Annotated in this window: 27 protein-coding genes; 20 read left to right on the top strand and 7 right to left on the bottom strand. The window is 73.4% G+C overall.

Going from position 1 to position 25,427, the window contains the following annotated elements; genetic code table 11:
• The first annotated feature begins 1 nt into the window (after position 1).
• From BLS70_RS18015 to BLS70_RS18025, 3 genes are read left to right on the top strand one after another with little or no spacing between them, the layout of a single operon-like run.
• Entirely contained in the window at positions 2–850 is an 849-nt protein-coding gene (locus BLS70_RS18015) for an alpha/beta fold hydrolase (protein WP_091770740.1), read from the top strand.
• A 41-nt stretch (positions 851–891) separates the two neighbouring features.
• On the top strand, positions 892–1,743 hold the full coding sequence (locus BLS70_RS18020) for an AraC family transcriptional regulator (RefSeq protein WP_091770742.1): 852 nt from the start codon (positions 892–894) through the stop codon (positions 1,741–1,743).
• Entirely contained in the window at positions 1,740–2,162 is a 423-nt protein-coding gene (locus tag BLS70_RS18025) for a VOC family protein (RefSeq protein WP_091770744.1), read from the top strand. The genes BLS70_RS18020 and BLS70_RS18025 overlap by 4 nt, the downstream gene beginning before the upstream one ends.
• Positions 2,163–2,199: 37 nt before the next feature.
• Here BLS70_RS18025 and BLS70_RS18030 read toward each other — a convergent pair whose 3' ends face one another.
• Both BLS70_RS18030 and BLS70_RS18035 read right to left on the bottom strand, forming a co-directional pair.
• Positions 2,200–3,051, bottom strand: a complete 852-nt coding sequence (locus BLS70_RS18030) for an ABC transporter permease (RefSeq protein WP_091770746.1) — start codon at positions 3,049–3,051, stop codon at positions 2,200–2,202.
• Entirely contained in the window at positions 3,048–4,055 is a 1,008-nt protein-coding gene (locus BLS70_RS18035) for an ATP-binding cassette domain-containing protein (RefSeq protein ID WP_091770748.1), read from the bottom strand. The genes BLS70_RS18030 and BLS70_RS18035 overlap by 4 nt, the downstream gene beginning before the upstream one ends.
• 106 nt (positions 4,056–4,161) lie before the next feature.
• On the opposite strand from BLS70_RS18035, the gene BLS70_RS18040 reads away from it, so the two are divergent.
• Positions 4,162–4,497: a YnfA family protein gene (locus tag BLS70_RS18040; protein ID WP_091770750.1), complete on the top strand. Its 336-nt coding sequence runs from the start codon at positions 4,162–4,164 to the stop codon at positions 4,495–4,497.
• A 347-nt stretch (positions 4,498–4,844) separates the two neighbouring features.
• Complete coding sequence (locus BLS70_RS20910) at positions 4,845–5,264, top strand: hypothetical protein (protein ID WP_176946478.1); 420 nt, start codon at positions 4,845–4,847, stop codon at positions 5,262–5,264.
• Between the two features lie 15 nt (positions 5,265–5,279).
• Here BLS70_RS20910 and BLS70_RS18050 read toward each other — a convergent pair whose 3' ends face one another.
• Positions 5,280–6,188, bottom strand: a complete 909-nt coding sequence (locus tag BLS70_RS18050) for a GGDEF domain-containing protein (protein WP_091770753.1) — start codon at positions 6,186–6,188, stop codon at positions 5,280–5,282.
• Positions 6,189–6,331: 143 nt separating this feature from the next.
• Between BLS70_RS18050 and BLS70_RS18055 the strand changes: the two genes are divergently transcribed.
• From BLS70_RS18055 to BLS70_RS18065, 3 genes are all read left to right on the top strand, one after another.
• A complete protein-coding gene (locus tag BLS70_RS18055) occupies positions 6,332–7,267 on the top strand; it encodes a hydroxymethylglutaryl-CoA lyase (RefSeq protein WP_091770755.1) in 936 nt (311 codons plus the stop codon).
• The gene (locus BLS70_RS18060; RefSeq protein ID WP_255362562.1) at positions 7,264–7,779 is read left to right on the top strand and encodes a flavin reductase family protein; all 516 of its coding nucleotides are present in this window, start codon (positions 7,264–7,266) and stop codon (positions 7,777–7,779) included. Before BLS70_RS18055 ends, BLS70_RS18060 begins: the two co-directional genes overlap by 4 nt.
• Positions 7,780–7,898: 119 nt before the next feature.
• Positions 7,899–8,612, top strand: a complete 714-nt coding sequence (locus tag BLS70_RS18065) for a hypothetical protein (protein WP_091770757.1) — start codon at positions 7,899–7,901, stop codon at positions 8,610–8,612.
• A gap of 2 nt (positions 8,613–8,614) precedes the next feature.
• On the opposite strand, the gene BLS70_RS18070 is transcribed toward BLS70_RS18065, so the two are convergent.
• Genes BLS70_RS18070 through BLS70_RS18080 form a run of 3 tightly spaced genes read right to left on the bottom strand, consistent with a single transcriptional unit; the run spans position 8,615 to position 10,425 of the window.
• The gene (locus tag BLS70_RS18070; RefSeq protein WP_218122478.1) at positions 8,615–9,052 is read right to left on the bottom strand and encodes a hypothetical protein; all 438 of its coding nucleotides are present in this window, start codon (positions 9,050–9,052) and stop codon (positions 8,615–8,617) included.
• Positions 9,045–9,407: a hypothetical protein gene (locus tag BLS70_RS18075; RefSeq protein ID WP_091770759.1), complete on the bottom strand. Its 363-nt coding sequence runs from the start codon at positions 9,405–9,407 to the stop codon at positions 9,045–9,047. The genes BLS70_RS18070 and BLS70_RS18075 overlap by 8 nt, the downstream gene beginning before the upstream one ends.
• Before the next feature lie 25 nt (positions 9,408–9,432).
• A complete protein-coding gene (locus BLS70_RS18080) occupies positions 9,433–10,425 on the bottom strand; it encodes an aldo/keto reductase (RefSeq protein WP_091770761.1) in 993 nt (330 codons plus the stop codon).
• A 126-nt stretch (positions 10,426–10,551) separates the two neighbouring features.
• Between BLS70_RS18080 and BLS70_RS18085 the strand changes: the two genes are divergently transcribed.
• From BLS70_RS18085 to ngg, 7 genes are all read left to right on the top strand, one after another.
• Entirely contained in the window at positions 10,552–11,571 is a 1,020-nt protein-coding gene (locus BLS70_RS18085) for a siderophore ABC transporter substrate-binding protein (RefSeq protein WP_218122479.1), read from the top strand.
• Between the two features lie 31 nt (positions 11,572–11,602).
• Entirely contained in the window at positions 11,603–12,622 is a 1,020-nt protein-coding gene (locus tag BLS70_RS18090) for an ABC transporter permease (RefSeq protein WP_218122480.1), read from the top strand.
• Positions 12,612–13,637, top strand: coding sequence for an iron chelate uptake ABC transporter family permease subunit (locus BLS70_RS18095; RefSeq protein ID WP_091770763.1), 1,026 nt, complete (start codon positions 12,612–12,614; stop codon positions 13,635–13,637). The genes BLS70_RS18090 and BLS70_RS18095 overlap by 11 nt, the downstream gene beginning before the upstream one ends.
• A complete protein-coding gene (locus BLS70_RS18100; RefSeq protein ID WP_091770765.1) occupies positions 13,634–14,392 on the top strand; it encodes an iron ABC transporter ATP-binding protein in 759 nt (252 codons plus the stop codon). Before BLS70_RS18095 ends, BLS70_RS18100 begins: the two co-directional genes overlap by 4 nt.
• A 73-nt stretch (positions 14,393–14,465) precedes the next feature.
• Positions 14,466–15,938 (top strand): S8 family serine peptidase, encoded by a 1,473-nt coding sequence (locus tag BLS70_RS18105; protein ID WP_091770767.1) that lies wholly within the window; start codon positions 14,466–14,468, stop codon positions 15,936–15,938.
• A gap of 128 nt (positions 15,939–16,066) precedes the next feature.
• Entirely contained in the window at positions 16,067–17,851 is a 1,785-nt protein-coding gene (locus BLS70_RS18110; RefSeq protein WP_091770769.1) for an N-acetylglutaminylglutamine amidotransferase, read from the top strand.
• 11 nt (positions 17,852–17,862) lie between these two features.
• Positions 17,863–19,620, top strand: coding sequence for an N-acetylglutaminylglutamine synthetase (gene ngg, locus BLS70_RS18115; RefSeq protein WP_218122481.1), 1,758 nt, complete (start codon positions 17,863–17,865; stop codon positions 19,618–19,620).
• Positions 19,621–19,668: 48 nt separating this feature from the next.
• Here the strand turns inward: ngg and BLS70_RS18120 are convergent, their stop codons facing one another.
• Positions 19,669–20,754: a CaiB/BaiF CoA transferase family protein gene (locus BLS70_RS18120; RefSeq protein ID WP_091770773.1), complete on the bottom strand. Its 1,086-nt coding sequence runs from the start codon at positions 20,752–20,754 to the stop codon at positions 19,669–19,671.
• Positions 20,755–20,807: 53 nt separating this feature from the next.
• On the opposite strand from BLS70_RS18120, the gene crcB reads away from it, so the two are divergent.
• The 5 genes from crcB to BLS70_RS18145 all read left to right on the top strand — a co-directional run.
• Complete coding sequence (crcB, locus tag BLS70_RS18125; protein WP_091770775.1) at positions 20,808–21,233, top strand: fluoride efflux transporter CrcB; 426 nt, start codon at positions 20,808–20,810, stop codon at positions 21,231–21,233.
• Entirely contained in the window at positions 21,230–21,589 is a 360-nt protein-coding gene (locus BLS70_RS18130) for a fluoride efflux transporter FluC (protein WP_091770777.1), read from the top strand. The genes crcB and BLS70_RS18130 overlap by 4 nt, the downstream gene beginning before the upstream one ends.
• Positions 21,590–21,619: 30 nt before the next feature.
• Positions 21,620–23,110 (top strand): alpha,alpha-trehalose-phosphate synthase (UDP-forming), encoded by a 1,491-nt coding sequence (locus tag BLS70_RS18135; protein ID WP_255362563.1) that lies wholly within the window; start codon positions 21,620–21,622, stop codon positions 23,108–23,110.
• Positions 23,107–23,850: a trehalose-phosphatase gene (otsB, locus tag BLS70_RS18140; protein WP_091770779.1), complete on the top strand. Its 744-nt coding sequence runs from the start codon at positions 23,107–23,109 to the stop codon at positions 23,848–23,850. Before BLS70_RS18135 ends, otsB begins: the two co-directional genes overlap by 4 nt.
• 326 nt (positions 23,851–24,176) lie before the next feature.
• Positions 24,177–25,427, top strand: a 1,251-nt coding sequence (locus tag BLS70_RS18145) for a methyl-accepting chemotaxis protein (protein WP_143030449.1), incomplete at its 3' end; no start/stop codon positions are given.

Here is a 25,427-nt window from a genome sequence, read left to right on the forward strand (position 1 = left end):
GGTGGACGACGACCTGCGGCTGCACGGCCGCACCCTGGGCGAGGCCGGCCCGCGCGTGGTCTTCCTGCACGGGCTGTTCGGGCAGGGCAAGAACTGGACGACGGTCGCGAAGGGGCTCAGCGACCGGCACCGGGTCACGCTGCTGGACCTGCCCAACCACGGGCACTCCCCCTGGACCGACCGCGTCGACTACCTCGACATGGCGGAACTCGTCGCCGCGGAGCTGGCCGGCCACGGCGAGCCGGTGACGCTGGTCGGGCACTCCATGGGCGGCAAGGTGGCGATGACGCTCGCGCTGCGCCGCCCCGAGCTGCTGCGGGCCCTGGTCGTCGTCGACATCGCGCCCGTCGAGTACCCGCTGCAGGGCGGCCGGACCGACGACGAGGACGAGGAGGCATCCCCCTTCGGCGCCTTCATCGCCGCAATGAAGGCGATGGACCTCGGTTCCCTGGAGACCCGCGAGGACGCCGACGCCGCGCTGCACACCGCCGTGCCCAGCCGGATGGTGCGCAGCTTCCTGCTGCAGAGCCTCGTCCGCGAGGGGGCGGGGGCGGGTGGGGGCTGGCGCTGGCGGCTCAACCTCGACCTCCTCGAGCGCGACCTGGGCGAGCTGCGTGGCTTCCCCGAGCCGCCCGCCGGGGCGACCTTCGACGGGCCGGTGCTCTGGATCGCGGGGGCGACCTCGCACTACGTCCTGCCGCAGGACCGGGAGCGCATGGACGCGCTGTTCCCCTCCACGCGCCTCGTGCGGATCAAGCACGCCGGCCACTGGGTGCACTCCGAGCAGCCCGACGTCTTCCTGCAGACGCTGCGGGTCTTCCTCGACTCCGTGGACGCCGCCGGCGGGTGAACCCCCTGTCGCCGCCCGCCGGCCCCCGCCATGCTGGCCGGGTGGAGCAGGAGTCCGTGGTGCACCGCGTGCACCCGCGCCTGCGCCCGTTCGTGGCCGCGGCGGTCGGCTACCGGCACGAAGGCATGCCGCCCGGCGAGCACCTGGGCCTGCCCTCGCCGTTCCTCACCGTCGTCCTCCCGTTCGACGAGCCGCTGGAGATGGCCGCGCACCCCGACCCCGCCCAGGCCCCGGGCCGGTACGAGGGGCTGATCGGCGGACTGCACACGCGGCCGGCACGCATCGCCCACCGGGGTCGTCAGGCGGGGATCCAGCTGTCGCTGACCCCCGCCGGGGCCCGCGCGCTCCTGGGCTGCCCGGCCGGCGTACTGGCCTCGCTGGACGCCCCCGTGGACGACGTCCTCGGGCCGGTGGGCAGCGAGCTGGTGGAGCGGGTGCGGTCGGCGGCGGGCTGGGCGGCGCGCTTCGCCGTCCTGCAGGAGGTGCTGCTCCGCCAGCTGCGGGACGACGTGGCCCGCCCGGAGGTCGCCGAGGCCTGGCGGCTGACGACGGCGTCCGGGGGGCGGCTGCCCGTCTCCGCCGTCGCGGCGCGGATCGGCTGGTCGACCCGGTACCTGGAGCAGCGGTTCCGCGCCGAGACCGGTCTGGCCCCCAAGGAGGCGGCCCGGGTGGTGCGCTTCGACCGGGCCCGCCGGGAGCTGGCCGTCCGGGCGGCGGAAGGCCGGCCGCTCGACCTGGCCGGCCTGGCCGGCGCCACCGGCTTCGCCGACCAGGCCCACCTCACCCGCGAGTGGCGAGCCCTCTCGGGGCTGCCGCCGACCCGCTGGCTGGCCGCCGAGTTCGGATTCGTGCAAGACACCCGGGCCCTGACGGCGGCACTCTCCGAGGCATGACCACGCCGCACCTCACCACGCCGCAGCCCACCGTCTGGCCCGCCTTCCGCGCCCGGGACGCCCGGTCCCTCATCCGCTTCCTCGTCGACGCCTTCGGCTTCGAGGAGACCGCCGTGCACGGCGAGGGGGACCACGTCTCGCACGCCCAGCTCTCCTGGCCCGAGGGCGGGGGCGTGATGCTCGGGTCCGTCCGCGAGGAGGCCGACGACGCCTGGCCCGCCGTGCCCGGCACCGCCGCCTGCTACGTGGTGACGGCCGACCCGGCCGCCGTCCACGCCAGCGCCGTCGGCGCCGGGGCGACGATCGTCAGGGAACTGAGCACCACCGATTACGGATCGAAGGAGTTCGCCGCCCGCGACCCCGAGGGCAACCTCTGGTCGTTCGGGACCTACGCCGGGGAGCCGCGGCGGGCGGGCTGACCCGCCCCCCGGCTGCTCCGGCCGGCCGGTCGCGCGCTCAGTCGCGCGACCGGCGCCGGAAGGCCGCCACGGCCAGGGGCGCGAAGATCGCGGTCAGGAGGAACGACCAGCCGATCGACACCGTGACGGCGTGCTGCAGCGGCCAGGCGGCGTCCGCGGGCGCCGGCAGGCCGTTGCCCCACAGCTCCCGGCACGCCTGGGTCAGCGCGGACACCGGGTTCCACTCGGAGATCGCGCGCAGCCACGCCGGCATGCTCTCCGTCGGGACGAACGTGTTGGCCACGAACGTCAGCGGGAACATGATCGTGAACATGAAGCCCTGCACGGCCTCGACGGTGCGCATCAGCGAGCCGACCCAGATGCCGAGCCAGATCATGGCGAAGCCGAAGAGCAGCAGCAGGAGAAAGGCGAGCACGCCGTCCACGACACCGTTGCGGATCCGCCAGCCGATGAGCAGGCCGGTCACCGCCATCACCGCGATGCCGATGCTCGAGTGGATGAGGCTGGAGATGCTCCGCCCGACGAGCACGGCGGGCCGGGGGACCGGCAGCGACTTGAAGCGGTCGACGAAGCCCTTCTGCAGATCGCTGGTGAGCCCCATCGCGACGACGGCTGAGGAGAACACCATCGTCTGGACCATGATCCCGGGCAGGAGGAACTCCCGGTAGTTCGACCCGTCCACCGCGATCGCCCCGCCGAAGACGTAGGCGAACAGCAGCACGAACATCACCGACTGCACGGTGACGTCGAGCAGCATCTCCGGCATTCGGCGGATGTGGATCAGGTTGCGCCAGACGATCGTCGACGCCGCCCGCAGGAGGGACGGCGGCGAGATCGGCGGTCGCTCTGTCGGGGACAGGGTGGTGGGTTGGCTCCGGACGGCGGTCACGGGGTGGCTCCCTCGGGGGTCGCGTCGGTCGAGGCGTCGGTGGCGGTCTCCGCGCCGGGCTGGGCCTCGGCGCGGCGCCCGGTGAGGTGCAGGAAGACGTCGTCCAGGCTGGGACGGGCGAGCCCGAGGTCGTCGAGCTCGATGCCGCTGGCCTCGAAGACGGCGGCGATCCGGGTCATGTCGCTCAGCCCACCGGCCTGCGCGGTGAGCCGGCGGCTGCTGCGCTCGACGTGCACCTCCGGTGAGTGGGCACGCATCAGGTCCGCGGCCGCGTCCACGTCGGCGGCGTGCGTCAGCGTGACCACCACGCTGGCGCGGCCGGCCTGGTCCTTGAGCTGGGTCGGGGTGCCGGCGGCGATGACCGTGCCCTTGTCGACGACGACGATCTCGTCGGCCAGGTGGTCGGCCTCCTCGAGGTACTGCGTCGTCAGCACCAGGGTGGTGCCCTCGTCGACGAGCTCGCGCAGGACCGCCCACAGCCCGGACCGGCTGTGCGGGTCGAGCCCGGTCGTCGGCTCGTCGAGGAAGAGGATCGGCGGCGCGGCCAGGAGGCTCACGGCCAGGTCGAGCCGGCGGCGCATGCCCCCCGAATAGGTCTTCGCCTGCCGGTCGGCGGCGTAGGTCAGGTCGAACCGGTCGAACAGCCGCTCGGTGGCCTCCCGGACGTAGGCCCGCGGCAGGCCGTAGAGCGCGCCGATCAGCTTGAGGTTCTCGCGGCCGGTCAGGAGCTCGTCGACCGTCGCGGCCTGGCCGGTCAGCCCCATGCTGCGGCGCACCTGGATGGGCTCGCGGACGATGTCGTGACCGGCCACGCGGCCGGTGCCGCTCGTCGGCACGCTGAGCGTGGTCAGCATCCGCACGAGCGTGGTCTTGCCGGCCCCGTTCGGGCCCAGGAGGCCCAGGACCGTGCCCTCCGGGACGACGAAGCTCACGCCGTCGACGGCGTGCGTGTCCCCGAAGTGCTTGACCAGGTCGATGGCCTCGACGGCAGCGGTGGTGCTCATGGGCCACAGTGTGATCCGCCCCACCGACATTTCCGCAGTGGTTTTCGCGCAGCGCGGACGCACGGCCGGGCGGTGGCCAGGGGCTGGGGGCCGCTACCGTCGCGCGGTGAGCGTCGCCCGGTCCGTAGCGTTGTTCCTGCTGGCGGCGGTGGCCGAGATCGGTGGCGCCTGGCTGGTGTGGCAGGGCGTCCGCGAGGCGCGCGGGTGGCTGTGGATCGGCGCGGGGGTGATCGCGCTCGGTGCGTACGGCTTCGTCGCCACGCTGCAGCCCGATGCGAACTTCGGCCGGATCCTGGCCGCCTACGGCGGCGTCTTCGTCGCGGGATCCCTGCTGTGGGGCATGGCCGTCGACGGGTTCCGGCCCGACCGGTACGACGTCGCGGGTGCGCTGCTGTGCCTGGTCGGGGTCGCGGTGATCATGTACGCCCCGCGCGCCGCCTGACCGCCCTGCGGAGCGGACGACCGGAACCCGGGCAGACTGGCTGCGTGAGCGGAGACGGGTCGGAGCACCACGGGTCCCCGGAGCCCTACGCGGGGCCACCGTCCTACGAGACCCCGCCGCCCGGCTACGGCCCTCCTCCCGGCTACGGCCCTCCTCCCGGCTACGGCCCTCCTCCCGGCTACGGCCCTCCTCCCGGCTACGGGCCACCCCCGGGTTACGGCCCCCCGCCCGGGTACGGCCCTCCCCCCGGTTACGGCCCCCCGCCCGGTTACGGCCCCCCGCCCGGGTACGGCCCTCCCTCCGGGTACGGACAGCCCTACGGGTACGCGCCGGGCTACCCCGGGTTGGTGCCCACCTGGCCGGCCGGGCCGGGACGACCGGGTGTCGCCACCGCCGCGGCCGTCCTGGGGTTGGTCACCGCAGGCCTGACCGCGCTGATGACCGCGGGCCTCCTCTTCGGTCTGGCCGACGGCGACGACGAGGCCGCGTTCCTGCTGACCATCGTCACCGGCGTGCTCTGCGCCGCGGGCTTCCTCGCCGGCGGCATCCGGCTGCTGAGCCGGACGTCGGCCGACCTGCTCTTCGCCACGTCCCTGGCCGCGCTCGCCTCCCTGGCGCTGATCGCCGTGGTGGCCGAGACCACCCTCTACGGGGACGACGCCGGCTTCCTGCTCGGCCTCGCCTTCCTGGGCGCACCGCTGCCGGCCGTCACCGCCGTCCTCGCGCGGTCCCGCGCGACGGTCGGCTGGGCCTCGTCCGGCCCCTGACCCGGGCCGGCCGGTTCAGCGGGACCGGGAGCGCGCCCGCCGGCGCCGAACCTTGTCGGCGTACATGGCGTCGTCGGCGGACCGGATGACCCGCTCGTGCACGTCCGCGGGCTCCTCGCCCCCGGGTGCCGAGCCGATCCCGATGCTGATGCCGATCGAGACCGCCTGACCGTCGAGCTCCAGCGGGGCGGTCACCGCCGTGCGGAGCCGTCCGGCCAGCACCTCGGCGTCGGGCCGGTCGGTGTTCTCGCACACGATGCTGAACTCGTCACCGCCCAGCCGGGCGGCGGTGTCGCTGGCCCGGAGGACCGAGCGGAGCCGGTCGGCGAAGGCGATCAGGACCTGGTCGCCCATGGGGTGGCCGAGCTCGTCGTTGATCGCTTTGAACCCGTCGAGGTCCATGATCAGCACGCAGGTCGGCGTGCCGTCGCGCTGACCTCGCTCGAGGGCGTGCCACAGCCGGTCCTGGAACAGCGAGCGGTTGGGGAGCCCGGTCAGCGGGTCGTGCAGCGAGCGGTGGACCAGCTGCTCCTCGAGCGCCTTCCGCTCGGTGATGTCCTCGATGATCATGACCAGGTGCGGTTCCTGCCCGGCCGCCTGCGGGGCGACCCACGAGGTGGCGATCTGGACGGGGACCGGCGTGCCGTCCGGGCGGACCAGCCGGCACTCCTGCCGCACCGGCGTCTCCGGGTGGACCTGCAGCCCGGCGCAGGCCGCGCGGGCCGCGGTCAGGTCGCCGGGGTGGGTGAGGTCGAACAGCGAGCGGCCCCGGAGGTCCGCCTCGGGAGCGCCGAGCAGCTCCGACAGGGCTGCGTTCACGTCGAGCAGGACGCCGTCGGTCGTGGTCAGCGCGACGCCCGTGGGCGCGTGCAGGAACACGGAGGCGCGGTCAGCAGAGGGGTGCTCGCCCACCACCTCGATCACATCCCACCTCCGTCGCCTGCACTCATCTTGCGCGACGGCACCGACGAACGGCGCGGCAGGCGTCACGGAACCGTTCCGGGTCGCCTCATCGGGGGACCCCGGACGGGTGCAGGATGCACGGTGAGTGACGACAGGAGGCCACCGTGAACGAGTTCGACCTGGTGCTGCCCTCGGAGGTCGACGTCCGCGAGGTGGGCATGCGCGACGGCCTCCAGCTCGAGGCGCCGGTGCCGTTGGCGGCCAAGCTGGAGATGCTGGAGGCGCTCGTCGCCACCGGCGTCCGCCGGATCGAGGCGACGTCCTTCGTCTCGCCGAAGGCGGTGCCGGCGCTCGCCGACGCCGACCAGGTGGCCGCGGAGCTCGCGCGCTGGCCCGGCGTGCACTGGTCCGCGCTGGTGGCGAACGAGCGCGGCGCCGTCCGGGCCGTCGACGCCGGGGTGGCCGATCTCGAGTACGTCGTCTCGGCCGCCGACGGGCACAGCCGCGCCAACGCCGGCCGCTCGACCGCCGAGGCCGTCGCCGCCGTCGGGGAGATCGCCCGCCTGGCCCACGCCGCGGGCGGGTCGCTGGAGGTCATCATCGCCACCGCCTGGGACTGCCCCTTCGACGGCCGCACGCCCATCGCCCGCACGGTCGACGTCGCCCGCGCCGCCGTCACCGCCGGGGCCGACCAGTTGTGCCTGGGCGACACCATCGGGACGACGACGCCGCTGCGCGTCGTGCAGATGCTCGACGCCGTCCGCCGCGCATGCCCGGGCATCCCGCTGGGGGTGCACTTCCACGACACCCGCGGCACCGGTCAGGCCAACGCGCTGGCCGCGGTCCAGGCGGGGGTGACCCAGCTCGACGCCTCCATCGGCGGCCTCGGGGGCTGCCCCTTCGCTCCCGGGGCCAGCGGCAACATCGCCACCGAGGAGCTGGTCTACATGCTCGAGGAGTCGGGCGTGCGCACGGGGCTGGACCTCGACGCCCTGCTCGTCGCGGCCCGCGCCACGGAGCGGGCCGTCGGGCACGAGCTCCCCAGCTCGCTGTACCGCGCCGGTGGCCGGTCGGTGCCGCGTGCCCTGGACGCCCGGTGAGCGCGCCCGGTGCCGAGGAGCCGCAGCGGATCGTCGACCCGCTGGTGATGCGCGACGTGCTCGGGCACTTCGCGTCCGGCGTCACCGTGCTGACGGCGGACACCGCCGAGGGCCCGATCGGCTTCACCTGCCAGTCGTTCAGCTCGCTGTCGCTCGACCCGCCGCTGGTCGCCTTCGCGCCCGCGCGCACGTCCCGCACCTGGGCGCAGCTGCGGGCCCTGGGCCGCTTCTGCATCAACGTGCTGGCCGAGGGCCAGGACGCCGTGTCGCAGAACTTCGCCCGCTCGGGCACCGACAAGTTCGCCGGGGTGCCGTGGACGCCGAGCCCGCACGGCTCCCCCGTCCTCGACGACGTCGTCGCCTGGATCGACGGGGAGTTGTGGGCCGAGTACGACGGCGGCGACCACACCATCGTGGTGGCCCGCGTGCTGGACCTCGGCGCGTCGGCCGACCGCCGGCCGCTGCTGTTCCACCGGGGCTCCTACGGGCTGCTGCACCGCGCCGAGGGCTGAGTAAGGACCCCGTCCTCCTCACCCCTCGCTCCGCTCGGCGCGAGCCTCTGGACGGGGCCGTGGTGTGGGGATCCGCTCCTGCGGGCACCGGACCCGAGCAATCTCCGAGGAGGAACGCCATGGGACTGCTCGACCGGCTCTTCGGCCGATCCCGCCAGCAGCACGCAGCGCCGTACCCGGGTCAGGGGTATGCCGGCGGGGCCCCCGGCCGCTACGCCCGCCAGCCCGACGGCCAGCCGCTGCCGGACGAGCAGGCCGTCGCCCGCTACCGCTACCTGCTGCGCACCGCCCCGCCCGAGCAGATCGAGCAGGCGCACGCCGAGGCGTTCGCGCAGCTCACCACCGACCAGCGCCAGCAGGTGCTCGCCCAGCTGGCCGCGGTCGTGCCGGCCGCCGAACGACCGCGCACCGACGACGCCGGAACCCTCGCCCGGGTGGCCACCCGGGCGGAGATGCGCCAGCCGGGGACGCTGGAGCGCGCCCTCGGCGGCTACGGACCCGGCTACGGCAGCGGGTACGGGTGCGGCGGCTACGGCGGCGGCTACGGGCCGGGCTACGGCGGCGGGTACGGCGGCGGCATGGGGATGGGCGGCATGATCGGCGGCAGCCTGCTGGGCACCATCGGCGGCCTGGTCATCGGCACCGCCGTCGCCGACGCGCTCTTCGACACCGGCCTGGGCGACGGCGGGCTGTTCGGCGGCGGGGACGAGGAGGCCTACGCCGAGGGCTACCAGGACGGCGCCGACACCGGCGCCGACACCGGGGACGGCGGCGGGGACTTCGGCGGCGGCGGGGACTTCGGGGGTGGGGACTTCGGCGGCGGGGACTTCTGAGCTCAGCGCTCCGCCGGCCGACCGCTCCGCCTGCGCAGCAGCAGCGCCAGCCCCAGCACCGGCAGCACCAGCGGGACGTAGAGGTAGCCGCGGCCGTAGCCCGACCACACGGTCTCGTCGGGGAAGGCCGCCGCATCGACGAGGGACAGCGTGCCGACGACGAGGACGCCGACCAGCTCGACGGTGATCGCGGTCAGGGCGACCCGACGTCCGGCCGGGCCCCGGGCCAGCGCGACCGTGGCCACGAGGTAGACGGCCGCGGCCAGCGCCGAGAGCAGGTACGCCAGCGGAGCCTCGTCGAAGCGGGTGGCCAACTGCACGCCGGCCCGCGATCCCGCCGCCAGCGCGAAGACGGCGTAGAGCGCCACCAGCACCCGGGCGGCACCCGATGTGCCCGATCCCGGCTCGGCCGGCGCCCCCAGCGTGCGGTCGTCAGGCACCCGTCGCCTCCCAGAGCTCGAGCAGGCGCCAGACCATGACGCCGACGGACGCCCCCGCCACCGCGAGCACGCTGCCGGCCCAGCGGGTCACCTCGGTCCGCGCCCAGAGCACCCCCGCGACGGGGATCAGCACCGCGCCCGACAGGTAGCCGAGGAACGTCGGGGTGTCCGCCGGGGTGTCCGCGTCCAGCCCCGCCAGCGCGACGGCCGCCTGCACCAGCAGCAGCACCTCGAGGACGCCGGCGAGCACCAGGTGGACCAGGCCGACCCGCCGCCGTGCCAGCGTCGAGGCCAGCCCCGCCACCACGAGCAACGCGGCGACGACGGTCGACGCGACGACGAGCGGCAGGGTCACCCCGTCATCTTCCCGTGCCCCCTCCTCAGCGGTGCACGGAGGACATGTCCGGGTAGCGGTTTCCCACGGCGGCTCCCGCGGGGGCCGCCGCGTCGATGCGGGCCAGGTCCTCGTCGCTCAGCGCGATCTCCGTGGCGGCGGCGTTCTCCTCCAGGTACGAGACCCGCTTGGTCCCCGGGATGGGCACGACGGCCGGGTTTCCCCCGCGGTCGCTCTGCGCCATGACCCATGCCAGCGCGAGCTGGGAGGCCGTCACGCCCTTCTCGTCGGCGATCTCGCGCGCCCGGTCGACGAGGGCCAGGTTCTGCGCGAACGCCTCGCCCTGGAATCGCGGGTTGTGCCGCCGGAAGTCGCGCCGGTCGAGGTCGTCGATGCTGCGGATCTGGCCGGACAGGAAGCCGCGGCCGATGGGCGAGTAGGCGACGAAGCCGATCCCGAGTTCGGCGCAGGTGGCCAGCACGCCGTCGTCCTCGGGATCACGGGTCCACAGCGAGTACTCCGTCTGCACCGCCGTCACCGGCTGCACGGCGTGCGCCCGCCGGATGGTGTCGGGCGCCGCCTCGGAGATCCCCGCGTACCGGATCTTGCCGGCCTCGACGAGCTCGCGGAGGGCTCCCCAGGTGTCCTCGACGGGCACCGTGGTGTCCACGCGGTGCTGGTAGTAGAGGTCGATGACGTCGACGCCGAGCCGCTGCAGGGAGGCGTCGCAGGCCCGGTGGACGTACTCGGGCCTGCCGTTGATGCCCAGGAAGCCGCCGTCCTCCCCGCGTTCGTTGCCGAACTTGGTCGCGAGCACCACCTCGTCCCGCCGGCCGGCGATGGCCTGCCCGACCAGCCGCTCGTTCGTGAACGGCCCGTACATGTCGGCGGTGTCGAGGAAGGTGACGCCCAGGTCCAGCGCGCGGGCGATGGTCCGCTCCGCCTCCGCCTGGTCGGCCGTGCCGTAGAACTCGCTCATCCCCATGCAGCCCAGGCCCTGGGCCGGGACGGGGAGGGAACCGAGGGTGCGTGTCTGCATGCCCCGCACCTGCCCGTACGGCGCCGATCCCAACCGGGACCCCCGGTGGCCGGGTTACGGAACGCGTGTGGCAGTTTAGGGTCGGCTTAGTTAGGCATACCTTCCCTTCGTCCGAACAGGATCCCCATGCGCGCATCCCGGCCGCTCCCCGCCCTCGCCCTCCCGCTGGCCGCCGTCCTGGCGCTCTCCGCCTGCGGCGGGGACGCCGACGCCGACGAGCAGGCCGGCGGGGGTGCCGCCGAGACCGTGTCCTTCACCTGGGACCGGAACGTGAACGCCGCCGACGAGGCGGCCGACCCGGAGCTCGAGGAGACCACGGTCGAGGTCCCCAAGGACCCGGAGACCATCGTCGTCTTCGACATGGCGTCCCTGGACACCATCGGGGCGCTGGGCGGCGAGGTCGCGGGCGCCCCGCTGGACTCGGTGCCGGGCTACCTCGAGAAGTACCTGGCCGACGACGCCTTCAACGTCGGCACCCTGTTCGAGGCCGACATCATCGAGGTCGAGTCGCAGCAGCCCGACCTGATCATCATCGGCGGCCGCTCGGCGGCGCTCTACGACGACCTCAGCGAGATCGCGCCGACCGTGGACCTGAGCCTGCGCGGCACCTACATCGAGACGCTCGAGCGCAACGCCACCTTCCTCGGTGAGGTGCTCGGTGCCGAGGAGGAGGCCGAGGCGGCGATCGCCGAGGTCACCGACGGCATCGAGGAGGCGAAGGCCGCCACCGCCGACGCCGGCACCGGCCTGGGCCTCATGGTCTCCGGCGGGGAGCTCAGCGCGATGGCCCCGGCGGGCGAGGACAGCGACGCGCGCGGTGCGCGGGGCGGGCTCATCTACGACGCCTTCGGCGTGGAGCCGGTCGTCGAGGACATCAAGGCCGCCACCCACGGCGAGCCGGTCTCCTTCGAGTTCCTGCTCGAGACGAACCCCGACTACCTGTGGGTCGTCGACCGCGACGCCGCCACCGGGGAGGCGGGGGCCCAGGCCGCGGAGGCGGTCCTCGACAACGAGATCGTCCGCCAGACGAAGGCCGCCCAGGAGGACCACATCGTCTACCTCGACCCGGTCGCCTGGTACGTCGTCTTCGGCGGCATCGACACCACCAAGATCATGATCGACGACGTCCTGCAGATCGCCGGCTGACCGTGCCGGCAGCCACCGAGCGCGTCCGGGCGTGACCACGCTCGACCGGACCTCGACGAGCACCCTCCCCCACCTGCGGCCCCGCCGCTCCTGGGTGGGGGTGCTCGTCGGCGTGCTGCTCGTCGTCCTCGCGCTCACGAGCCTGTTCGTGGGGGTCTCGGACGTGTCGCCGGCGTCGGTGCTCACCGGCGGCCCCGACAGCGACGCGGCCTTCCTGCTCGTGGCCAGCCGCATCCCCCGCACGCTCGCCGTGATCCTGGTCGGCGCCTCGCTGGGCATCGCCGGCCTGATCATGCAGATGCTGGTGCGGAACAAGTTCGTCGAGCCCAGCACCACGGGGGTCACCGAGTTCGCGTCCCTCGGGATGCTCACCACGATGGTGTTCTTCCCCGGCCTCGCCGTTGTCGGCAAGATGGGCGTGGCGGCGGCCTTCGGGCTGGTCGGCACGTGGGTGTTCCTGCGCGTGGTGCGCTTCGTCCCCGTCCGCCAGCTGGTGCTCGTCCCGCTGGTCGGCATCATGCTCGGTGGCGTCGTCGGCGCCGTCACGACGTTCTTCGCCTACCGGCTGGACCTCCTCCAGTCCCTCGGCCAGTGGTCGCAGGGCAGCTTCGCCACGATCATGCAGGGCCGGTACGAGTTCCTCTGGATCGCCGGCGCCATGGTCGTCGTCGCGTGGATCGCCGCCGACCGGTTCAGCGTCATCGGGCTCGGCGAGGAGTTCGCGACCAACCTGGGCCTGGACTACCGCCGGGTGGTGGCCGTCGGGATGCTGGTCATCGCGGTGATCACGGCCGCGGTCCTGGTCACGGCGGGGATGATCCCGTTCCTCGGGCTGGTCGTGCCCAACGTCGTCAGCCTGATCATCGGCGACAACGTGCGCCGTGCCATCCCGTGGGTCGCCGGCACCGGGGCCGTGTTCGTCCTGGCCTGCGACCTGATCGCCCGCGTCGTGCGCATGCCCTACGAGATCCCGCTGTCGGTGATCGTGGGCGTCGTGGGCGCGGTCCTGTTCCTGTGGCTGCTGCTGCGCAGGGGGAGCCGTGCTCACTGACCCCACCGCGACGGCCCGCCCCGCGCCCGCCCCGGCACCGGCGCCGTCCCGGCTCGCCGCCGCGTGGGCGCAGCCGTGGACCCGGCTGGCCGCCCTCGGCGGCGTCGTCCTGGTCCTGACCGCGGTCTACCTGTTCAGCGACGTGCCGGGCTCGCTGTCCTTCGCCCTGGAGATCCGCAGCCGCACGGTGCTGGCCATGCTGGTCGTGTCGACGGCGGTCGGCGTCTCCACGGTCGTGTTCCACACCATCACGCAGAACCGCATCCTGACCCCGTCGATCATGGGGTTCGACGCCTTCTACGTGCTCATCTCGACCGTCATCGTCTTCTTCTCCGGCTCGGCCGCGTTCCTGGCGTTCGACGAGCTCACGCTGTGGCTCGTCCAGGTCGTCGTGATGGTCGCGTTCAGCGTGCTGCTGTTCACCTGGCTCTTCGGCGGGAAGCGGCGCTCGATCCACCTCATGCTGCTCGTCGGCATCGTGCTGGGCACGTTCTTCCGCAGCTTCACCGAGTGGATGCAGCGGATGCTGGACCCGCTGGACTTCCAGGTGCTCTCCGACGCGATGTTCGCCTCGCTCACCCGGCCCGACGAGACGCTGCTGGCGCTCTCCGCCGTCCTGGTTGCCGGTGCCTGCGCGGCGGTCGTGCCGCTGCGGCGCACCCTCGACGTGCTCGCGCTCGGCGAGCCGGCTGCCGTGGGGCTCGGCGTCGACCACCGCCGCGTCGTCATGGTGCTGTTCGTGAGCGTCTCGGTGATGATCGCCGCCTCGACCGCCCTGGTGGGGCCGATCCTCTTCTTCGGCCTGATCGTGGCCAACCTCGCCTACTCCTGGGCGGGCTCCTTCCGGCACGTCTGGACGCTGCCCACCGCGGTGCTGCTCGGGATGGTCTGCCTGCTGGGCGGGCAGCTCGTCCTCGAACGCGTCTTCGGCTACGGCGGCACCCTGTCCACCGTCATCGACTTCGCCGGCGGCTTGTTCTTCCTGTACCTCGTGCTGCGGAAGGGGGCGCGGTGATCGCGCTCGAGAACGTCACCAAGCGCTACGGGAGCCAGACCGTCGTCGACGACGTCTCGATCTCCTTGGGCGAGGAAGGCGTGACGGCGCTGATCGGGCCCAACGGCGCCGGCAAGTCGACGCTGTTCGGCCTCGTCGGCCGGCTGCTGAAGCCCGACGGCGGCCGGGTCACCGTGGACGGCATGGACGTGGCGACGACGGCGTCGAGCACGCTGGCCACCACGCTCGCCGTGCTCCGGCAGGACAACCACGTCGCCGCGCGCCTGACCGTGCGGGACCTCGTCGAGTTCGGCCGCTTCCCGCACTCGCGCGGCCGCCTCACGGTGGAGGACCGCGACCACATCGAGCGCGCGATCAGCTACCTCGACCTCGACGCCTACCGGGGGCGGTTCCTCGACGAGCTGTCCGGGGGGCAGCGCCAGCGGGCCTTCATCGCCATGGTGCTGGCGCAGGACACGAAGTACGTCCTGCTCGACGAGCCGCTGAACAACCTCGACCTGCGCCACATGGCCGAGATCATGCGGCTGATCCGCCGGATGGCCGACGAGCTGGGCAAGCGGATCGTCGTCGTGCTGCACGACATCAACGTGGCGGCCCGGTACGCCGACCGGATCGTGGCCATGCGCGACGGTGTCGTCGTGGCCGATGCGCCCGCGCGCGAGATCATGCGGCCCGAGGTCCTGGGCGCGGTCTACGACACCCCGGTCGACGTCCGGGAGATCGACGGGAAGCCGGTCGCCCTCTACTACGGCTGAACCGGCCGGTAACCACCCGAGCGGGCCGTCGTTGGGGCAGGGCACACATCGTCGTGTCCCGCCTGGAGGGTCCATGCGCCGCTCGTCCCGCCGTCTCCTCGGTGCCGTCAGTGGAGCGGCCGTCGTCGCCGCGCTGGCCGCCGCCCCCGCGTCCGCCGCGCCGTCCGGGGAAGCCCTGGCGCCCGTCCAGGAGTTCCTGGCCGACCAGCTCGGCAGCCTGACCGGCAGCACGACGGTCCTGGTGCACGGCGTCGACGCCGAGGCCGCCCGTGCCGCCGTCGCCGCGACCGGCATGCGCGCCGTCACCGAGTTCGAGCGGATCGGCGTGGTCGTCGCCACGGGCACCGCCGGGCAGATCGAGTCCGCGCGCACGCAGCCCGGGGTGACCTACCTCGAGGGCAACACGCCCATCGAGATGGCCCAGGAGACGTCGAACGTCGCCACCCGCGGTGCGGAGGCCGCCGCCACGCTGACCGGTGCGAACGGCGAGGCCCTGGACGGCAGCGGCGTGTCCGTCGCGGTCATCGACTCCGGGATCGACCCGAACCACCCCTACTTCCGCAATCCCGACGGCAGCAGCGCCGTCGTCGCCAACCTCAAGAGCCTGTGCCTGGTCGAGGCGAGCACGAGCCCGGACTGCGTCGTGCGCGTGCCGAAGGTCGTCGACACCGACACGCTCTCCCTCGGCGGGCACGGCACGCACGTGAGCGGGATCGTGGCAGGGCGGCCGACGACGCTGTCCGACGGCGGCCGGCTGCAGGGCGCGGCCCCCGGCGCCAGCCTCGTGTCCATCTCCACAGGCGCGGTGCTGCTCATCGTCGGCGCGGACTCGGCGCTGAACTGGGTGCTGGAGAACCACGAGGCCCCGTGCGGGCCCGGCGTCTCCCCCACCGTCTGCCCGCCGATCAAGGTGACGAACAACAGCTACGGCCCGACCGGTGGCGGCGCGTTCGACCCGAATTCGGCCACCGTCAAGCTGCAGCGGGCGCTGGCCGCCGAGGGCGTGGTCACGGTCTGGGCCGCCGGCAACGACGGCGGTGACGGCTCGGCCTCGGTCACCAACCCGCCCGGGCAGGACCCGACCGGCGGCATCCTCTCGGTCGCCTCGTACTCCGACCAGGAGACCGGCACCCGCGACGGCGTCGTCAGCGAGTTCTCCTCCCGTGGCGCAGCGGCCGACGCCTCCACGTGGCCGGACCTCTCCGCCCCCGGTGACACCATCACCTCGGCCTGCCGGCCCTACCTGCCGATCTGCGCCACCGGGCTGGACTTCCGCAACGGCCCCGGCCTGCTGGACGTCGGCACCTTCAACACCATCAGCGGGACGTCGATGGCGGCGCCGCACGTCGCCGGCATCGTGGCCCAGCTCTTCCAGGCCGACCCTGGCGCCACCCCGGCCGAGGTCGAGGCGGCCCTCACCGGCACCGCGCACCGGTTCACCGACGGCGCCCCGTACGCGACGGTGGGGGGCCGGACGACGTCGTACGACAAGGGCACCGGCCTGGTGGACGTCGTCGCGGCGGTCGCCCGGCTGACCGGAAGCTGACCATCCCGGGGGGGCCGCCACGGCGGTGGTGGCCCTCCCGGCGGTTCCACGTGGAACCTTGTTACGACTGTGTGTGATCTTGCTCCCCGGGGGGCGTGAACTCCGTCCAGCGGGTTAGATCGTTGTGCATGTGCGGCCTCTGCGGCGAGATCACCTTCGACGGATCGACGGCGGACACGACCGCCGTCGCACGCATGGTGGAGGCCCTCGTGCCCCGCGGACCGGACGGTCAGGGATCGTGGAGCAACGGCCGCGTGGCGTTCGGCCACCGCCGGCTGTCCGTCATCGACCTCTCCACCTGCGGCTCCCAACCGATGGTGGACAACGAGCTCGGGCTCACCGCCGTCTTCAACGGCTGCATCTACGACTACCAGGAGCTGCGGGCCGAGCTCGAGGGCCACGGCTACCGGTTCTTCTCGCACAGCGACACCGAGGTGATCCTCAAGGGCTACCACCACTGGGGCACCGACGTCGTGTCGCACCTGCACGGGATGTTCGCCTTCGTCATCGCCGAGCGGGACACCGGCCGGGTGGTGCTGGCCCGCGACCGGCTGGGCATCAAGCCGCTCTACCTGGCCGAGGAGCCCGGGAAGCGGCTGCGGTTCGCCTCGACGCTGCCGGCCCTGCTGCGCGCCGGCGACGTCGACACCTCGATCGACCCGGTCGCGCTGCACCACTACCTGTCCTGGCACGCCGTCGTCCCGGCGCCCCGGACGATCCTCAACGGCGTCCGCAAGCTGCCGCCCGCCACGGTGCGGATCGTCGAGGCCGACGGGACGAGCACCGAGCACCGCTACTGGAACGCCACCTACGAGCGCCGGGCCGAGCACGCGAACTGGTCGGCCCGCGACTGGGAGGACGCGATCGAGGAGGCGCTGCGGGTCGCCGTCCGCCGGCGCCTGGTCTCCGACATCCCCGTCGGCGTGCTGCTGTCCGGCGGGCTGGACTCCAGCCTGATCGTCGGGCTGTTGGCCCAGGAGGGGCAGACCGGCCTGGCCACGTACTCGATCGGCTTCGAGTCCGTCGGCGGGCACGAGGGCGACGAGTTCGCCTACTCCGACGTGATCGCCGAGCGCTTCGGCACCGACCACCACCGCATCCGGGTCGGGTCCGACGAGCTGGCCGGTGCCCTCGGCCACGCCATCGGCGCCATGGCCGAGCCCATGGTCAGCCACGACGTCGTCGCCTTCGACCTGCTCAGCGAGCGGGTCTCGCAGACGATCAAGGTGGTCCAGTCCGGGCAGGGCGCCGACGAGGTGTTCGCCGGCTACCACTGGTACCCACCGCTGGCCGGCGTCGGCCGGGAGGAGGCGGTCCGGACCTACGCCAAGGCCTTCTTCGACCGCGACCACGCGCAGATGCGCGGGGTCGTCTCCGACCGGTACGCCCTCGCCGAGGACCCGAGCCTGGCGTTCGTGCGGGCGCACATGGAGGCCGCGGGCGCGGAGACCGCCGTGGACGCCGCGCTGCGCCTGGACAGCGAGATCATGCTGGTCGACGACCCGGTCAAGCGGGTGGACAACATGTCCATGGCCTGGGGCCTGGAGGCCCGCGTGCCCTTCCTGGATCACGACCTGGTGGAGCTGGCGGCGATGTGCCCGCCGGAGCTCAAGCTGGCCGACGGCGGCAAGGGCGTGCTCAAGGCGATCGGCCGGCGGATCATCCCGCCGGAGGTGATCGACCGGCCCAAGGGCTACTTCCCGGTGCCGTCGATCACCCACCTCGAGGGCAAGGTCCTGGGCCTGGTCCGTGACGCGCTGACCAGCGAGTCCGCCCGCGACCGGGGTCTGTTCCGCCCCGAGTACGCGCGCGAGCTCCTGGCGGACCCGAACGGCGAGCTGACGCCGTTGCGCGGGAACAAGCTCTGGCAGCTGGGGCTCCTCGAGCTCTGGCTCCAGACGCACGTGGGATGAGGGAGATCGCGATGGCATCCCGGCTCGCCGGCCATCGGCGCCGGACGGCCGTGGCCAGCACCCCGGCCATGACCGACCGGTCGTGGCGGGAACCCTCCGAGCACCAGCGGCAGGGGATGCAGCAGGACGTCGTCCTGGACATGGGCTGGGGCCGGCTGGTCATGGGTCAGACGTTCTCGGACCTGACCGGCATCGTCCACGCGCTGCGGGCGGAGGAGACCGGCGAACGGGACATCTGCATCTACCCGCGTGACCCGCACGTGCTGGTGGGCCTGGCGCCCGACGAGCTGTTCATCGACCCCAGCTACACCTACCGGCTGGACCTGCACCGCTACCGGCCTCGCCACGAGCTCATCCGCGACGTCTTCGTGCGCACCGCGACCTCGCGCGCCGACATGGAGGCGATCAACGACATCTATGCCCTCAACGGCATGGTGCTCGGCGACGCCGACGTCATGTGGAGCAACCACCGCACGCGCGCGTTCACCTACCTGGTGGCCGAGGACCAGCGCACCGGCAAGATCATCGGCACGGTCACCGGGGTGGACCACGCGCTCTCCTTCGACGATCCGGAGGCCGGCACGAGCCTGTGGTGCCTCGCCGTCCACAACCAGGACGCCCCGCCCGGCACCGGCGAGGCGCTCGTCCGGGTGCTGGCCGAGCGCTACGTCGGCCGCGGCCGGGCCTACCTCGACCTCTCGGTCATGCACGACAACCAGGGTGCGATCCGGCTCTACCGCAAGCTCGGCTTCCACCGGGTGTCCGCCGTCTGCGTCAAGCGCAAGAACCCGATCAACACGCCGCTGTTCGCCGCCCGGCCGCCGGGCCTGGAGAAGCTCAACCCCTACGCCCTGATCATCGCCGAGGAGGCGCTGCGGCGGGGCATCCGCGTCGAGGTGACCGACGCGGAGTGGGGCGAGATGCGGTTGTCGGTCGGCGGCCGGACCGTGGTCACGCGCGAGTCGCTCTCGGAGTTCACCACCGCCGTCGCGATGAGCCGCTGCGACGACAAGCGCGTCACCCGCCGGGTCATGGAGCGCGCCGGGGTGCGCGTCGCCCGCGGGGTGCTGGCCGGCGACGGCGAGCTGGACGACGCGCTGGCGCTGATGACCGAGGTCGGGTCCGTGGTGGTCAAGCCCGCCCGCGGGGAGCAGGGCCGCGGCATCACCGTGGGCGTCCAGGACGAGGCGGGGCTGAAGCGCGCGGTCGACCTGGCCCTGCAGTTCTGCCCCGACGTCCTGGTCGAGGAGCTCGTACCCGGGCAGGACCTGCGGGTGCTGGTCATCGACCGGGCCGTGGTCGCCGCCGCCGTCCGCCGACCGGCGGAGGTGATCGGCGACGGGCGGCTGCCCGTCACGGAGCTGATCCGGTCGACCAGCCGGCGCCGGGAGCGTGCCACGGGCGGTGAGTCGCGGATCCCGGTGGACGCGACGACCGAGGAGGTCGTCGCCGAGGCGGGCTATGCGATGGACGACGTCCCGCCGAACGGGGAACGCATCCAGGTGCGGCGGACGGCGAACCTGCACACCGGCGGCACGATCGAGGACGTCACCGACCAGCTGCACCCCGAGGTGGCCGCGGCGGCGGTGCGGGCCGCCGAGGCGCTCGACATCCCGGTGACGGGCATCGACTTCCTGGTGCCCGACGTGGCGGGGCCCGAGTACGTCTTCATCGAGGCCAACGAGCGGCCGGGGCTCGCCAACCACGAGCCCCAGCCCACCGCCGAGCGGTTCGTCGACCTGCTCTTCCCCGAGACCCGCCGCCGCTGATCCTGCTTTTCCGCGGTAAAGCGGGACGCTTTACCGCGGAAAAGCGGATCAGAGGCCGAGTTCGGCGCGGATCTCGTCGCTGTGCTGGCCGGCCCGGGGCACCGAGCCGACGGCGCCGGGGGTCACGGAGAACCGCGGGGCGACGGCGGGCTGCACCGTGCCGTCCACCTCCACGAACACCTCGCGCTCGCGGTTGTGCTCGTCCTGGGTGGCCTCGACCAGCGACCACACCGGCGCCACGCAGGCGTCCGTGCCGGCGAAGACCTGCCACCACTCGTCGCGGGTGCGGCCGGCGAACAGCTCGGTGAACCGCTCGCGCAGGGCCGGCCACTGCTCGGGCTGGTAGCGGTCGGGGAAGGTCTCGTCGCCCGCGACGCCCAGCCCCTGCAGCAGCGCGGCGTAGAACTGCGGCTCCAGGGCCCCGACGGCGAGGAACTGCCCGTCGGCGCAGCGGTAGACGTCGTAGAACGGCGCACCGGTGTCCAGCAGGTTCACGCCCCGCTCGTCCTGCCAGCCGCCGGTGGAGAGCATCCCGTGGATCATCGTGGTGAGGACGGCGGTGCCGTCGACGATCGCGGCGTCGACCACCTGCCCCTCCCCCGTCGCGCGGGCGTGCAGCAGGGCCGCCACGGCACCCAGCGCGAGGAACACTCCCCCGCCACCGAAGTCGCCGAGCAGGTTGATCGGCGGTGCCGGGCGCTCGTCGGGACGCCCGCTGGCCCCCAGTGCCCCGGTCAGCGCGATGTAGCCGATGTCGTGCCCCGCCGTGGGTGCCAGCGGGCCGGTCTGCCCCCACCCGGTCATCCGGCCGTAGACCAGCGCCGGGTTCTCCCCCAGCAGCTCGTCGGGCCCCAGACCCAGCCGTTCCATCACGCCCGGGCGGAACCCCTCGAGCAGGACATCGGCGCGCCGCACCAGGGCCCGCACCACCTCGACGTCGGCGGGGTCCTTGAGGTCCAGCGCGATCGAGCGCTTGCCGCGGTCGAGCAGCGACGTCGCCCCGAGACCGCCGCCGCCCCCGCGGCGGTCGATGCGGACGACGTCGGCACCGAGGTCGGCCAGGAGCATGCCGCAAAAGGGCCCCGGCCCCAGGCCGGCGAACTCGACGACACGCACTCCCGAGAGCGGACCCACGGCTTCTCCTCTGCTGCCCCGGGGCCACGCCGACGTGCGCCCTCGTCGATGGCATGCTGCCCGATGTCGCGGACGGCGGACAGGGGGCGGTCGTGTCGGGGTACGTCGCCGCCGCGCTGGGCGGGGCACTGGGCGCGCTCGCCCGCTGGGGCGTGGCCGAGGCGCTGCCCCGCGACACCGGCGGCTGGCCCTGGGCCACCCTGCTGGTCAACGTCCTCGGCTGCCTGGTGCTGGGGCTGCTGATCGGCCGCGTCTTCCAGCGCTCCCCCGACCCGTCGTGGCTGCGGCCCTTCCTCGGCACCGGCGTCCTCGGCGGCTTCACCACGTACTCCGCCTTCGCCGTCGAGACCGTGCAGCTGGCCGAAGCCGGGCGGGCGGGGACGGCGGCCGCGTACGTGCTCGCCTCGGTGATCGCCGGTGTCCTGGCCACGGCCCTGGGGCTGCGGGCCGGCCGGTCGGCGCGCGAGCCGGCACCGTGACGCCGCTGCTGGTGGTCCTCGGCGCGATGGTGGGTGCGCCGCTCCGGCTCTTCGCCGAGCGACTGGCGGCCTCCCGCCGAGGCGCCGGCTCGGTGGCCGGCACGGCGGTGATCAACGTCGCCGGCAGCGCTCTGCTCGGGTTCCTGCTGGGACTGGCCGACGTCCCGGGCTGGGTGGCGGCCCTGGTGGGCACCGGCTTCTGCGGCACCCTCACCACCTTCTCCACGCTCGGCGCCGAGGTCGTCCGGCTCGGCGAGCAGGGGCGTCGGGCGCGGGCGCTGGGCTACCTGGCCGGCACGATCCTGCTGGGCATCGGGGCCGCCGCGGCCGCGTACGGGGCCGCCGGCCTGCTGTGACCGGCGGCCATGGGTAGGGTTCGATCCGGTATGACCGCTGGAACGGAGAACGATGTCGGGGCCGAGAGCCCCGTCGTCGTCGTCGCCAACCGGCTGCCGGTGGACCAGGTCACCGACCCCGACGGCAGCACGCGCTGGCAGCGCAGCCCGGGCGGGCTGGTCACCGCGCTCGAGCCGTTCGTCGCAGGTCGCGGCGGCGCCTGGGTGGGGTGGTCGGGCTCCGCGGGCGAGGCGCCCGAGCCGTTCGAGTCCGGCGGCATGTCGCTGGTCCCCATCCCGCTCACCGAGGACGAGGTCGACCGCTACTACGAGGGCATGTCGAACGCGTCGCTGTGGCCGCTCTACCACGACGTCGTCGAGAAGCCCGAGTACCACCGGAACTGGTGGGACACCTACGTCCAGGTCAACAAGCGCTTCGCGGAGCGGACTGCGGAGGTCGCGGCGGAGAACGCGATCGTCTGGGTGCACGACTACCAGCTGCAGCTGGTGCCGGCCATGCTCCGCCAGCAGCGCCCGGACCTGACCATCGGCTTCTTCCTGCACATCCCCTTCCCGCCGTACGAGCTGTTCACCCAGCTGCCGTGGCGCTCGGCGATCGTCGAGGGCCTGCTCGGCGCGGACCTGGTCGGCTTCCAGCGGCCCGCGGCGGCGGCCAACTTCGTGCAGCTCGCCCGCCGGCTGCACGACCTCCCCGCCCGCGGCTCGACGATCGAGTACGACGGCCGCACGGTGGCCGCACGGGCGTTCCCCATCTCGATCGACGTCGACTCCTTCGACCAGCTCGCCCGCTCCCCCGAGGTGCTCGCGCGTGCCGAGGAGATCCGCGCGGAGCTGGGCAACCCGGCGAAGATCATCCTGGGCGTCGACCGGCTCGACTACACCAAGGGCATAGGCGTGCGGCTCGAGGCCTTCGAGGAGCTGCTGGAGGACGGCGCTGTCGAGGCGCCTGACACCGTGCTGGTGCAGGTGGCCACGCCCAGCCGCGAGCGCGTGGAGCACTACGTGCACATGCGCGAGACCATCGAGCAGCAGGTCGGCCACATCAACGGCGTCTTCGGGTCCATCGCCGGCCCGGCCGTGCACTACTTCAACCAGTCGATGCCCCGGGAGGAGCTGGCCGCGCTCTACCGGGCCGCCGACGTCATGCTGGTGACGCCCTACCGCGACGGCATGAACCTGGTGGCCAAGGAGTACGTGGCCGCCCGCGGGGACCTGGGCGGGGCCCTGGTGCTGTCCGAGTTCGCCGGGGCGGCCGCCGAGCTCAAGCAGGCCTTCCTGGTCAACCCGCACGACATCGCCGGCGTGAAGAGCCAGCTGCTGCGGGCCCTGCGCATGGACCCCGCCGAGGGGGCCAAGCGGATGCGCGCGATGCGCCGCCACCTGGCCAAGAACGATCTGGACCACTGGGCCAGCTCGTTCTTCCGGGCGCTGAACGACCAGGCCTCCGGTCAGCCCACGGGACGCACGGTCGGCCGGGCGACGGCGCCGCTGTCCACCGGCCGCGGCGGGGCACAGGGGTGAGCGCACCCCCGCCTGAGCTCGGGGTAGCGCTCGCGGCGCTGGCCGGCCGCCGGCCGCTGCTGGTGGCCAGCGACTACGACGGCGTGCTCGCTCCGCTGGCCGACGTGCCGTCGGAGGCGGTTCCGGAGCCGGGGACGGGCGAGGTGCTCGAGCGGCTCTCCGCCGTCCCCGGGGTCACCGTCGCGCTGGTCAGCGGCCGCGGCCTCGCCGACCTCCGGGCCACCAGCGGCTTCACCGGGGAGCTCCGCTGGATCGGCAGCCACGGTGCCGAGTTCGACGGTCCGCTGGCCGGTGACCTCGCCGGCCGGCGGGACGAGCTGACCGCCCGGCTGGAACCTCTCGTGACCGGCACGCCCGGCGCACGCCTGGAAATCAAGCCCGCGAGCGTGGCGGTGCACGTGCGGCAGGTCCCGGACCGCTCGGCAGCCGCCGCGCTGCTGGAGCGCGCCCGTGCGGCGGTCGATCCGTCACTGACGATGAAGCCGGGCAAGGACGTGTTCGAGGTGGCCGTCACCGACGCGGACAAGGGTTCGGCGGTGCGCCGGCTGGCCGCGGAGATCGGCGCGCGGGGCGTGCTCTACCTCGGCGACGACGTCACCGACGAGGACGCGTTTCGCGCCCTGGGGCCCGACGACGTCACCGTCAAGGTCGGTGACGGCGAGACGGTGGCTGCCCACCGGGTGGCCGATCCGGCGGCCGTCCGCGCGCTCCTGGAGCAGCTGGCCGACCTGCTCGGCTGACGCCGGCGGCGGCTATTCGACCGAGACGTGTCGGTCCCGCGAGCTTCAGGACCTTGGTCCCGGGTGCCGGGTCACCGCACCGCGGTGTCGACAATCCACGCGTCCGGTCGACGGTGACCTGCACCTTTCCGGAGAGGCCCGGGAATGGCGGGGAGGTCGCGTGGAATGCGATGTCGACAAATGCTCCGACATCGACGGTCGACCATGCCCACACATCACGATTGCGCAATTGTGCGACACGGTGCGGTCGTGGGAACGGTGGAGCGACAACACTTTCGTCGTCCAGCTCGGTCGTCCGGGCCACTTCTCTTCCCCGCGAGGTCCCCGTGACATCCACCGCTGCTCCTCCTCCCGCTCCCCGCCGCGCCGGCTGGTTCGCCAACCGCCCGCTGGCGGTGAAGTTCGGCCTCCTCGTCGGCGTCATCGTGCTGGCCTTCGGCGGGCTCCTCACCGCCGTTCTGGTCGGCAACTCGGCGGTCCGCACGGCCAACACGGACCTCCGGCACCTCAACGAGGCCGAGGAGCTCGTCCTGCAGCTCGACACCCGCGCCAGCGAGCTGAAGGTCGACGGCTTCAAGACGCTGGTGCGCTCCGACCCGGCCGCGCAACTGACCGAGCTGGCCGACGACATCGCCACGCCGGAGGGGATGCTCGCCGAGCTCGCGACGATCCCGCTGGCCGGCGTGGCCGCCGAGTCGGTCGACGGACTGGCCGGGAGCTTCGGCGCCTACACCGACGCCATCACCGCCTGGGTGGACCTCGCGGTGGCCGACCCGGTGGCGATGTCGGCCCGCTGGGAGGAGATCCAGGCGGCCAACGACCTGACCGACGGTGCCGTCAGCCAGGCCAAGGACGCCCTGGCCGCCGAGAGCGACGCCGCCCAGGTGCGGCTGGACGACGCCATCGCGCGCTCGCAGCAGGTCAGCCTGGTGGTCGCGGTCGTGGCGCTCGCCGTCGTCCTGGTCATCAGCCGGATGACGATGAGGTCGGTGACCCGGCCCGTGCAGGCGGTCAAGCGTTCCCTCGTGGCGCTCGCCGACGGCAACCTCACCATGGCCACCGGCGTCACCTCCCAGGACGAGGTCGGCCAGATGGCCGCCGCGCTGGACACCGCCCAGGAGAACCTCCGCGTGGTCATGGCCGGCGTCGCGTCCTCTGCGCACGCCGTCGCCTCCTCGTCCGAGGAGCTGAGCGCCAGTTCCGCGCAGATCTCGGCGTCGGCCGAGGAGACCTCGACGCAGGGCGGTGTCGTCGCCTCGGCCGCCGAGGAGGTGTCCCGCAGCGTGGAGACCGTGGCCGCCGGCGCGGAGCAGATGGGTGCCTCGATCCGGGAGATCGCCACCAACGCGGCCGAGGCCAGCGAGGTCGCGAACCGGGCGGTCACCGCGGCCGCGACGACGAAGGCCACCGTGGACAAGCTGGGCGAGTCCTCCGCGGAGATCGGCAACGTGGTGAAGGTGATCACCAGCATCGCCGAGCAGACCAACCTGCTGGCGCTCAACGCCACGATCGAGGCCGCGCGGGCCGGCGAGGCGGGCAAGGGCTTCGCGGTGGTGGCCAACGAGGTCAAGGAGCTG

It is taken from the genome of Blastococcus aurantiacus (genome assembly GCF_900102425.1).
Classification (GTDB): domain Bacteria; phylum Actinomycetota; class Actinomycetes; order Mycobacteriales; family Geodermatophilaceae; genus Blastococcus; species Blastococcus aurantiacus.